Source organism: Hymenobacter sp. (genome assembly GCF_036388155.1).
In the GTDB taxonomy this organism is placed as follows: Bacteria; Bacteroidota; Bacteroidia; order Cytophagales; family Hymenobacteraceae; genus Hymenobacter.
Genome location: NZ_DASVSI010000031.1, coordinates 23,343 through 31,690 on the forward strand (window position 1 = coordinate 23,343; position 8,348 = coordinate 31,690).

Annotated in this window: 12 protein-coding genes; 1 reads left to right on the top strand and 11 read right to left on the bottom strand. The window is 56.1% G+C overall.

The window, feature by feature from the left end:
• Positions 1 to 63: 63 nt before the first annotated feature.
• The 6 genes from VF629_RS04665 to VF629_RS04690 form a co-directional block, all read right to left on the bottom strand.
• Entirely contained in the window at positions 64 to 789 is a 726-nt protein-coding gene (locus VF629_RS04665) for a hypothetical protein (RefSeq protein ID WP_331057290.1), read from the bottom strand.
• Positions 776 to 1,189, bottom strand: coding sequence for a GntR family transcriptional regulator (locus VF629_RS04670; RefSeq protein WP_331057291.1), 414 nt, complete (start codon positions 1,187 to 1,189; stop codon positions 776 to 778). The genes VF629_RS04665 and VF629_RS04670 overlap by 14 nt, the downstream gene beginning before the upstream one ends.
• An 11-nt stretch (positions 1,190 to 1,200) precedes the next feature.
• Positions 1,201 to 1,989, bottom strand: a complete 789-nt coding sequence (locus VF629_RS04675) for a hypothetical protein (RefSeq protein WP_331057292.1) — start codon at positions 1,987 to 1,989, stop codon at positions 1,201 to 1,203.
• The gene (locus tag VF629_RS04680; protein ID WP_331057293.1) at positions 1,976 to 2,830 is read right to left on the bottom strand and encodes an ABC transporter ATP-binding protein; all 855 of its coding nucleotides are present in this window, start codon (positions 2,828 to 2,830) and stop codon (positions 1,976 to 1,978) included. Before VF629_RS04680 ends, VF629_RS04675 begins: the two co-directional genes overlap by 14 nt.
• A 295-nt stretch (positions 2,831 to 3,125) precedes the next feature.
• Positions 3,126 to 4,286, bottom strand: coding sequence for a Gfo/Idh/MocA family oxidoreductase (locus VF629_RS04685; protein WP_331057294.1), 1,161 nt, complete (start codon positions 4,284 to 4,286; stop codon positions 3,126 to 3,128).
• A gap of 153 nt (positions 4,287 to 4,439) precedes the next feature.
• Positions 4,440 to 4,793 carry a hypothetical protein gene (locus VF629_RS04690; RefSeq protein ID WP_331057295.1) on the bottom strand — a complete coding sequence of 118 codons (354 nt, stop codon included), beginning with the start codon at positions 4,791 to 4,793 and terminating at the stop codon, positions 4,440 to 4,442.
• 299 nt (positions 4,794 to 5,092) lie between these two features.
• Here VF629_RS04690 and VF629_RS04695 point away from each other — a divergent pair, with 299 nt between their 5' ends.
• Entirely contained in the window at positions 5,093 to 6,082 is a 990-nt protein-coding gene (locus VF629_RS04695; protein ID WP_331057296.1) for a glycosyltransferase family 2 protein, read from the top strand.
• A 195-nt stretch (positions 6,083 to 6,277) separates the two neighbouring features.
• Here VF629_RS04695 and VF629_RS04700 read toward each other — a convergent pair whose 3' ends face one another.
• The 5 genes from VF629_RS04700 to VF629_RS04720 all read right to left on the bottom strand — a co-directional run.
• Positions 6,278 to 6,640: a hypothetical protein gene (locus VF629_RS04700; RefSeq protein WP_331057297.1), complete on the bottom strand. Its 363-nt coding sequence runs from the start codon at positions 6,638 to 6,640 to the stop codon at positions 6,278 to 6,280.
• 67 nt (positions 6,641 to 6,707) lie between these two features.
• Positions 6,708 to 6,797 (bottom strand): hypothetical protein, encoded by a 90-nt coding sequence (locus VF629_RS04705; RefSeq protein WP_331057298.1) that lies wholly within the window; start codon positions 6,795 to 6,797, stop codon positions 6,708 to 6,710.
• 246 nt (positions 6,798 to 7,043) lie between these two features.
• The gene (locus VF629_RS04710; RefSeq protein ID WP_331057299.1) at positions 7,044 to 7,577 is read right to left on the bottom strand and encodes a hypothetical protein; all 534 of its coding nucleotides are present in this window, start codon (positions 7,575 to 7,577) and stop codon (positions 7,044 to 7,046) included.
• Positions 7,578 to 7,655: 78 nt separating this feature from the next.
• Positions 7,656 to 8,132: a hypothetical protein gene (locus VF629_RS04715; protein WP_331057300.1), complete on the bottom strand. Its 477-nt coding sequence runs from the start codon at positions 8,130 to 8,132 to the stop codon at positions 7,656 to 7,658.
• A gap of 4 nt (positions 8,133 to 8,136) precedes the next feature.
• Positions 8,137 to 8,348, bottom strand: a 212-nt coding sequence (locus VF629_RS04720; protein WP_331057301.1) for a carboxyl transferase domain-containing protein, incomplete at its 5' end; no start/stop codon positions are given.

The window sequence follows — 8,348 nt, forward strand, 5'->3', positions numbered from 1 at the left end:
CGAATCTCAGATTCGCTCGCCCACCGGCCTTTTCGTGCAGAAAAAGATGAGAAAAGCCCGTTTTTAATGCTGGCCCAGGCTGCGCAGTCCGGCGCCCGTGAGCGTGGCGCGGGCGCTGTCGCCGAACTGGGTGCGCAGGGTGGAGATGCCGCCGGCTTCGAGTTGCAGCTCGCCCTGGTGCTGCACGTTCAGGCTGGCCCCGAGGATGCGGTTGCTGCTTGCAATGTGCAGCACCGAGTGGCTGCCCGGGGTGCGCCCGGCCTCGGCCCGCAGGTAACCGAGCTGGTTGTTGGCCAGGTCTACCTGGGTGCCGTGGTCTTGCAGCAGCAGCAGGCTGTCTTGCCGGAACCCCTCGATGCGCACATGCCGGCCCCGGTAAGCTTTCTCGCGCCGCGGCTTGCCGTTCACCGCATAGGTGCCGCTGGCCGTGAGCTGGGTGAGGCGGGGCAGGCTGATGGTCAGCGTCTCCCGGCTGCCCAGTAACTGCTGCTCGTCCGGAAAGGCCAGCGAAACGGTCAGGCGCGCGCCCTGCTGGGTCAGTTTCACGTATTTCTCGGCGTCCTTGTTGAGGCGCACGCCGTACGGACCGGCCACCACGTTGACGTTCATCGCGCTGGCAGCCTGCACGTCGATTTGGCTAAAATCCTTCAGGTTGAGCGTTGTGGTGTTGCGTTTGGGGTCTTTGTAGGCGCCCTTCGTGTGCTCGGCCCGCAGCCCCATGTTGTAGGCGCTCAGAGAGCCAAGTAGCAGCAGCAATGCCGCGAGCAGCCATTTATTACTGGTTTTCATATCCGTTTGAAATTGCGGTGGGGACGGGAGGCGCCGGCTGCTCGGCTTTGAACTGCGCATAGCGCTGCTCCAACTCTTCGAGGCTGATGTCGAGCAGGAAAATGGTTTTGAAGACTTCCGGCAGCTCTTGTTGCAGAAAGCGCGCGCGGCGAAACTGCTTCACCTTGGCGGTGGCGTCGGGCGCCACGAAGAAGCCGATGCCGCGCTTGTTGTACACCACGCCCTGGTTCTGCAAGAATTCGTAGGTGCGCATCACCGTGTTGGGGTTCACCTGGAGCTCGCCGGCCAGGTCCCGAACCGACGGAATCTTGTCGTCGGGCGGCCACTGCTGGCGGAGTATTTTTTCGCTCACGTACCCGGCTATTTGCAGGTAAATGGCTTCGTTGTCGCGAAATTCCATGAGGAGGACGGTTAAAGCTGCTTCTCCGTGAGCCGGGCGTGAGAAGCCAGCCACAGCAGCCCGGCCAACCCCAGCGGCACCCAGGCGAGCCAGCCGTAGTGGGCATCGGGCAGCCCAATGGTGTGGAACTGGTGGCCTTCCATTACCGTGACGCCCGTGAAGATGGGCGCCGGGCGCAAGTCCGGCCCCACCAGCAGCTTCAGCACCTGGTGGTTGAGCACCGACAGCCCGGCGAGCAGGACGATTACCGCAAAGCTGGTTTTGATGAAGTGCGCTTTCTCAAAAAAGATGGCCCCCAACAAGCCCACGCCGTTCAGCATCGTGAGGAACCAAAACACGGAGGCCATTGGCTGGGGCGCGGCAAAGAGGTTGAGCAACTCCGGCGTTTGCCCCGGCGCCGCCCCGGCGTAGACGACCGCCGCATCCGCCGCGTAAAACAACGGGGTGAACACCAGCAGGAAAACCGGCAGCGAGTAGAACCAGGCCACCAGCCACTTCTCGAAGTGCGACGCCGGCAGCAGCAACGCCACCGTGGCCCGCCGGCCCTCGCCAAACTGCGAGAAAACCGTGCTGGCGAAAACCACCCCGCCGGCCAGCAAAAACAACACAAAGAAGACGCCTTGAGCGGTTGCACTGGGCGCGCTTTTTTGCAGATAGGTGATAAACCCCAGCACCACCACCATGAGGCCCAGTCCCACGGCCGCCGTCATCAGGTAAGCGGGCAGGTATTCGGCGGTGTGCCGGCCAAACAAGCGGGCGAAACGCGGGAAGCTGAAGGTTTGGTTGCTAAGCTGGCTCATGGCGGGGCTGGTTGAGGTAAGCGTGCAGGGCAGTGGCGTCGCCGCTGGTGAGGGCATTGAAAAGCAGCTCCAAATCGACGCGGCTATAAGCGCCATTTTCGTTGGCTCGGATGGCCACCGACCCTCCTATCGACGTGCCGCTATAGAACGCGCCCGGCGCGTCGGCCGCCGCGCCTTTGGCAAACGTGAGCCGCTCGGCCAATTGGTCAAGCTCCTGGTTGAGCACGATTTCGCGGTTGTGCACCACCACCACGGTGTCAATCAGGCTTTCCAGGTCGCGCACCTGGTGGGTCGAGATGACCATGCACCGCTCCTCGCTCAGGGCCGAAGCCAGGATTTTGCGGAACTGTACCTTGCTGGGAATGTCCAGGCCGTTGGTGGGCTCGTCGAGCACCAGCAGGCCGGTGTTGGCGGCCAGGGCGAAGGCAATCATGAACTTCTTCTGCTGGCCGTGCGAGAACTTGTTCAACTTGGCGCCGCGCGGCACTTCCAGCTCCTGCAGGTACTCGTACAGCTGCTCGACGTTGAAGCGCGGGTAGAACCCCGCCGTATGCGCCACAAACTGCTCGGCGGTGAGGGCCGGCGCAAACACTTCTTCGGGCAGGAAAAACAGGTCTTCCAGCACCGCGGGCTTGCGGGCAGCGGCGGGCTGCCCGTCAATCAGGCACGTGCCGGCCCACGGAAAGGCCAGCCCCACGATGTTCTTGAGCAGGGTGGTTTTGCCGGCCCCGTTCTTGCCCAACAAGCCATAGATGTGGCCCCGGTCGAGCGACAGGCTCAGGTTTTGAAACAGCGGGCCCCGCCGGGAGTACCCAAAATCGAGGTTTCGGATGCGCACCATGTGCTTGTTTGTTTTAGTGTACTAAGTATGTAGTACACCGCAAACGTACAGCGGGATTTGGAATGTTGTATATCGTTCGTACAATATTTTTTCAGGACAAGAAAAAAGCCGCCTACTTGACGGCTTTTCTATCTAGTTGACACAAGGCCCACCACAACGTCACGCAGAGCGTAGCATCTCGCCCGCTTCGTCCTCACGACTGAATTACTACCACACGCGAGATGCTTCGCTGCGCGCTGCATGACGGTCCAGGGACTTTCACGACTTATTCAATGCCCGCTGTTGGCGCTTTGGGCTACACTTTCACGGGCTTGCCTTTGCGGGCCGATTCGTAGAGGGCCATGATGAGCTTGATGTCGCGGAGGCCTTCTTCGCCGGGGGTTTTGGGCGTTTTGTTCTGGAGCACGCACTCGGCCATGTGGTCGAGCTCGGCCGCAAACTGGTTGCCTTCCTTCACGCTGGGCTTCATCTCGCCATCGGCCGTGCCGATGGTCATGTTGTGCTTGTAGTAGTCGGTGGCGGGGTCGAGGTCCAGGAAAGCTTTCTCGCCGAAGGCCCGGAAGCGCTTCACGGTTTCGATGCTGTAGGCGCTGGTGCAGGTGGCCAGCACGCCGCTGGGAAAGCGCAGCGTGAAATGCACCTGGTCCTCCACTTCTTTGAAACGCGTGTCGGCGCGGTCCGTCGACTCCATGGCCATCACCTCCACGGGCTCCTCGCCGGTGAGGTAGCGGGCCGCGTTGAGCGAGTAAATGCCGATGTCCATGAGCGAGCCGCCGCCAGCCAGCTTCTTCACCACGCGCCATTCGTCGGCCTTGTCCTTGGTGGGTTCCACCTGGCGGCCATGGTCGGCGGTGATGTAGCGCAGCTTGCCCAATTCGCCCTTTTTGATGCGCTCAATGGCGTTGAGGTTGAACGGCTCGTACTGGGCGCGGTAGGCCACCATGAGCTGCTTGCCGGCCTTGCGGCAGGCGTCAATCATGCGCTGGCAGTCGGCCACGGTGTTGGCCATGGGCTTCTCGGTGAGCACGTGCTTGCCGGCCTGGGCGGCGCGCACCACGTACTCGGCGTGCAGGCCCGGGGGCAGCACGATGTACACCACGTCCACCGCCGGGTTGTCCTTGAGGCTGTCGAAATTCTGGTAGCTGTAGCAGCTTTTGGCGTCCACGCTGTATTCCTTGGCCAGCTTTTGCATCTTCTCCGGCGAGCCGCTCACCAGCGCCGTGATTTTGGCGTGCTTGCATTCCTTAAAAGCCGGCATCATTTGCTCCTGGGCAAATTTGCCGAGGCCCACGATGGCAAACCCCACCTTGCGCTGGTCGTCGTTTTGCAGGGGCGCACCCACTTCGGCAAAGGGAAGGGCGGCAGCGGGACCGGCGAGTGTGGCCGCGGCGGCCGTCAGGCCCGCCTGCCGCAAAAACTGGCGGCGCGAATCAGTGGAGTTGGGTTTTGTAGACATCAGGCAGACGTTGGAAAGTACTGCCTGTGGAAACGAGCGGAACCGTAGCGGCGTTGCGTTTTGGGCGGAAGGACAGCCTATTTAACGCTGAGGATTACCGCTTCGGATGCCTTTTCTCCTGGTCTTTGTTGATTCGTTCGATGGCCTTTCTGGTTAAGACAACCAGTTGGTCTGTCCGGCAATTTCAGATGGAAACATATTGCGACGACAGGACCGTGTGTTGTTTCCACTGCGCCATTTTCTCATATCATACAACATCAGCGTGCAGATGTCGGTGGCGGTGATAAAGTGTTCTGTTGCTGGCAAATGGCTGTGCATGGCACCTTCCACTTCCTTGCCGTCTGCCACCTTTGGGCCAAATTCAATCGGGATGATGTTTTTATGCAACGCCCGCTTGCTGACTAAACCAGTTGATATGGTTGAAATCGAGCTGCACAACGATGGGCGCGCAAGCCTGTGGTTGCTCCCGAAAACGAGCACTAGGAGGTTATTTAAGAACTTCGTCATAGACCGATAAAAGCGTTTCTAATAATAACATTTTTGCTGTCAGCGGCAATAAAAGCGCGGAGTCGGTAACGGCAGTGCCAGCGGAAGGAGGTGCCGTCGTTTCGGAACTTACTCCCGCTACACTGGCGCCCAAGGGTAAGACCATAAAAGAGCCGGTGCGTGTGCCTTGCGCTGTTTGATACTTAATACGGACACTTTTGTCGCAGCAGGTGTTGGCCGCTACATTTGTCGCCTCATTAGTATTTTTATTATAATATTCTGAAATAACCCATCATTCTTTGTTTTTTAACATTTTTGCGATGACAGTCTCCGTCTGTATCCCAACGTTTAATCAATCTCAGTACTTAGTACAGGCGATACGAAGCGTAGTAAATCAAACCGTGCCCGCCGCCGAAATCATCGTTTCGGACGATTGCAGCACAGACGACACAGCGGTGGTTTTACAGCAGCTAGCCCAGGACATCCCCACGCTGAGGGTCCTCCGGAAGGAAAAAAACGTGGGCATTGCCCAAAACGTGGACGCGTGCATGCGGGCCGCCACTGGCGACTTCGTGGTTCGCCTGGACTCCGACGACTTTTTGGGGCCTACGTTCATTGAGCAGCTTTCTGCCCTGCTGGCCAAACACCCCGCCGCGGCTTATGCGCACGCGGCCGTGCAGGAAATAGACCAGAACGGCACGTTCCTACGCCAACGGTTGCTATCCCGGGCCCCCGGTTTTCAGGCCAGTGAGGAAGCGCTACAGGCCGCCAAAAAAGGCTACCGGGTGGCGGCCAACATCATCATGTTCAGGCGTACGGCCCTGGAGGCGGTCAACTACAGCACCGGACGTCCCAATTATGTGGAAGACTTTCACTTATCGGCCTCACTAGCAGCGGCTGGTTTTGGCAACGTTTACCAGAGTGAAATTCTGTCCTTCTACCGGGTGTGGACGGATGCCGGCAAAACGCGCCAACGCCGCAAACTGCTGGAGATAACAGGCCTCTATAAAGTATTTGACGAGGTGCTGGAGCCGGCCTACAAGCAGCGTAAGTGGGAAGTAGCCTCCCTTACCAGGCAGCGCACGAGCTTTGCCTGCGCGCAAGCCGACTGCTTGGGTTGGAACATCTACACCCCACAGGAAGAAGCCGAGATAACTCATGCGTTAAAGAATTTATCTGCATCGGGTCAAACGAGCTTTTTTATCTGGATTCATTCCAACGGGCTGGGGTTCATTCCCAATGCGTACGTCAAGTTTATGGAGCGGCTAAGGCTGACTGTCAAGCAAATGCTGGTAAAGGGCAAATCATAACTGCCTCATGCCAGACAGCAACCACCAAACGCACGCAAGCTTGGCAGCAGCCTGAAACCAAGGAATGCCTTTTCTAAATTATGACAGGAAAGGTGGCACTCACGAACTCGCGGCAATTGAGCAGGTCTAGTGTCAAGGTTAAGGCGACCGTGATTTTGCCTGCGCCATTGCAGCCAGTCAGGCGTTTAATGGTTTTTATATTCTTACCAGACGCTTCCAGAACCTGAATTCATCTTTCCAAAAAGTGAATTCGCCTGTTGATGAATTCCAATTTGAATTATAACCAAAGCTGGAGAAAAAGCCACTAATCCTGCATTGAAAATCAAGCCAGCCGCTTCCATCAGAGTGTTCCCGGTTAACTATCCTATTTACACATAAAGCGACTTCCTTAAGGTCAGCCTCAGTGTACTTTTCTTTAGCAAATATGAGGTTTACTGTCGCCGAGGCTACTTCGTATTCTGCCTCCCACATGTGCCATTTAGTGTCTTGTGCTATACGCTCAAAGTACTTGACCGTAGAAGGCAAACTTGCTCTAGCCTTTTCCTGTGCTGCTGTCATGAGCCCTCACACCTGAATAACCCCCACGTTGTACGCCTTCTCAATCGGCGCGTGGTTGGCCGCCGCGTTAGAAAGCACCGGCATTAAGCACATCCCTTTCGAGTTCTTCCGGCGGGTAGTTGAATATTGAAACGCCGTAATTGCCCAGCAGTCTCATGAAGGTGCGCTTGCTGTAGCCGCCATCTCAGCAGGTTGCCCCAGCGAGAGGTTGTCGTGCCCATACAGGTGGGCGGCCAGCAGCGTAGTCACTTACTTGGCGCTCATGTCTAGCGAATCAGGCAAATGCAGGGTGAGGGTTTGCATGAGGAGCAAGGGGGACTGTTCTGAAAAGTACAACAGGCACAGCAGCATTATTAGTTTGCCTGAACTCGCGTCAGCCCAGCAAACCGGGGGCCAGGGCTTGTTACAGCACTGGAATGCCCATCTGGCTTCTGGTTTTGCCTAAACGCAACTCTAGTTCGGTCACCAGCATATCAAAGCCAACTAGCTGGCTAGAAATCTTCATTTTCGTGCTGCCATCCGACAGCTTCAGCTCTTGCCAGATACTGTAGTCCACTGTTGTGATGCTGGCCCAGGATAAGGATTTGTATTGCCCCACCATATTACGCTGTACCAAGCCCTCTGGGGTAAGTGTCAACCGATACACAAAACCCATCAATAAGAGCGGCAAACCCAGCCCCGTAAACAGCAAGAATAAGAACCCTGCCGTCTGGCATGTCTCCCAGTTAAAATCAATGAGGCCTGCCGTAAGGGGAAAAAAGCCTATTACAGTGCTGCCAAAGCCTATTATCCTGATTAGCATTGGCATACGCAGCACTATATGGCGTTCGGCATTAGCTGTGGCGGGCTTCTTACCTTGTTTGGTTAGATAATTTCCGGCTGCAGTAGTTAGCGCAATGATGATGGCATATTTTATAAGGTCAAAGTATTCGAGCATAGGCAGTGCAGCAATGTTGTGTTCGATAAATGCCGTGGTTTTGCCCGCGCCATTAGGGCCGGCTGGGAGGTAGAAGTTTTAAGCAACTTCTTTCAACCTAAACTTTCTAATCAACCACGTCTCTGTTGCTTTAACCTGCCTTATGTTTTTGAAATAGCAGAAAATGGCAGGGATACCAACTGCAAGTGCCAATCCCCAAATCCTCTCGCCAAAACCTGGCCTCTTGTAAGCCCCGTTGATAGTTACTTTATCGCTTGTAAGTACTCCGAAAAGCATGAGAACGGAAATGATAACGCAAAAAATTATGCCTCCATAGGAGAGTTTTATATCCAAGCTAACTAGAACAGGCTCTCCGTCATTCATTCGTCCTTTGACTACAGGATATGCTGGCCCAAATGAATTGCCTCCACGCTTTTGGAACACGAATTCGTTTACTGAAATTTTAACATCGTAAACCTTACCCTTCAGTCGCCAAAAACCAGACTCCTTCTGCTTAAGATGCTCAATGTAACGAAAAATTTCTGGAGCAGACAGCCCTGATTTATAACGCTTCATTATTCTAAAGAGCATATTCTTTCAGTTGGTTAAGGTTGCTATCGAATCGTCTAACCCTCAACACCTGAATAACCTCCACGTTATACGCCTTCTCAATCGGCGCATGATTAGCCGCGGCGATGCCTTCCGAAAGCACCTTGCGGGTTTCCAGCGGGTCAATCACGGCATCGACCCAGAGGCGGGCCGCCGCGTAGTAGGGCGAGAGCTGCTCCTCGT

Coding starts and splice junctions, on each gene's coding strand:
- VF629_RS04665 (WP_331057290.1), bottom strand. CDS start 789: ATGAAAACCAGTAATAAATGGCTGCTCGCGGCATTGCTGCTGCTACTT.
- VF629_RS04670 (WP_331057291.1), bottom strand. CDS start 1,189: ATGGAATTTCGCGACAACGAAGCCATTTACCTGCAAATAGCCGGGTAC.
- VF629_RS04675 (WP_331057292.1), bottom strand. CDS start 1,989: ATGAGCCAGCTTAGCAACCAAACCTTCAGCTTCCCGCGTTTCGCCCGC.
- VF629_RS04680 (WP_331057293.1), bottom strand. CDS start 2,830: ATGGTGCGCATCCGAAACCTCGATTTTGGGTACTCCCGGCGGGGCCCG.
- VF629_RS04685 (WP_331057294.1), bottom strand. CDS start 4,286: ATGTCTACAAAACCCAACTCCACTGATTCGCGCCGCCAGTTTTTGCGG.
- VF629_RS04690 (WP_331057295.1), bottom strand. CDS start 4,793: ATGACGAAGTTCTTAAATAACCTCCTAGTGCTCGTTTTCGGGAGCAAC.
- VF629_RS04695 (WP_331057296.1), top strand. CDS start 5,093: ATGACAGTCTCCGTCTGTATCCCAACGTTTAATCAATCTCAGTACTTA.
- VF629_RS04700 (WP_331057297.1), bottom strand. CDS start 6,640: ATGACAGCAGCACAGGAAAAGGCTAGAGCAAGTTTGCCTTCTACGGTC.
- VF629_RS04705 (WP_331057298.1), bottom strand. CDS start 6,797: ATGAGACTGCTGGGCAATTACGGCGTTTCAATATTCAACTACCCGCCG.
- VF629_RS04710 (WP_331057299.1), bottom strand. CDS start 7,577: ATGCTCGAATACTTTGACCTTATAAAATATGCCATCATCATTGCGCTA.
- VF629_RS04715 (WP_331057300.1), bottom strand. CDS start 8,132: ATGAAGCGTTATAAATCAGGGCTGTCTGCTCCAGAAATTTTTCGTTAC.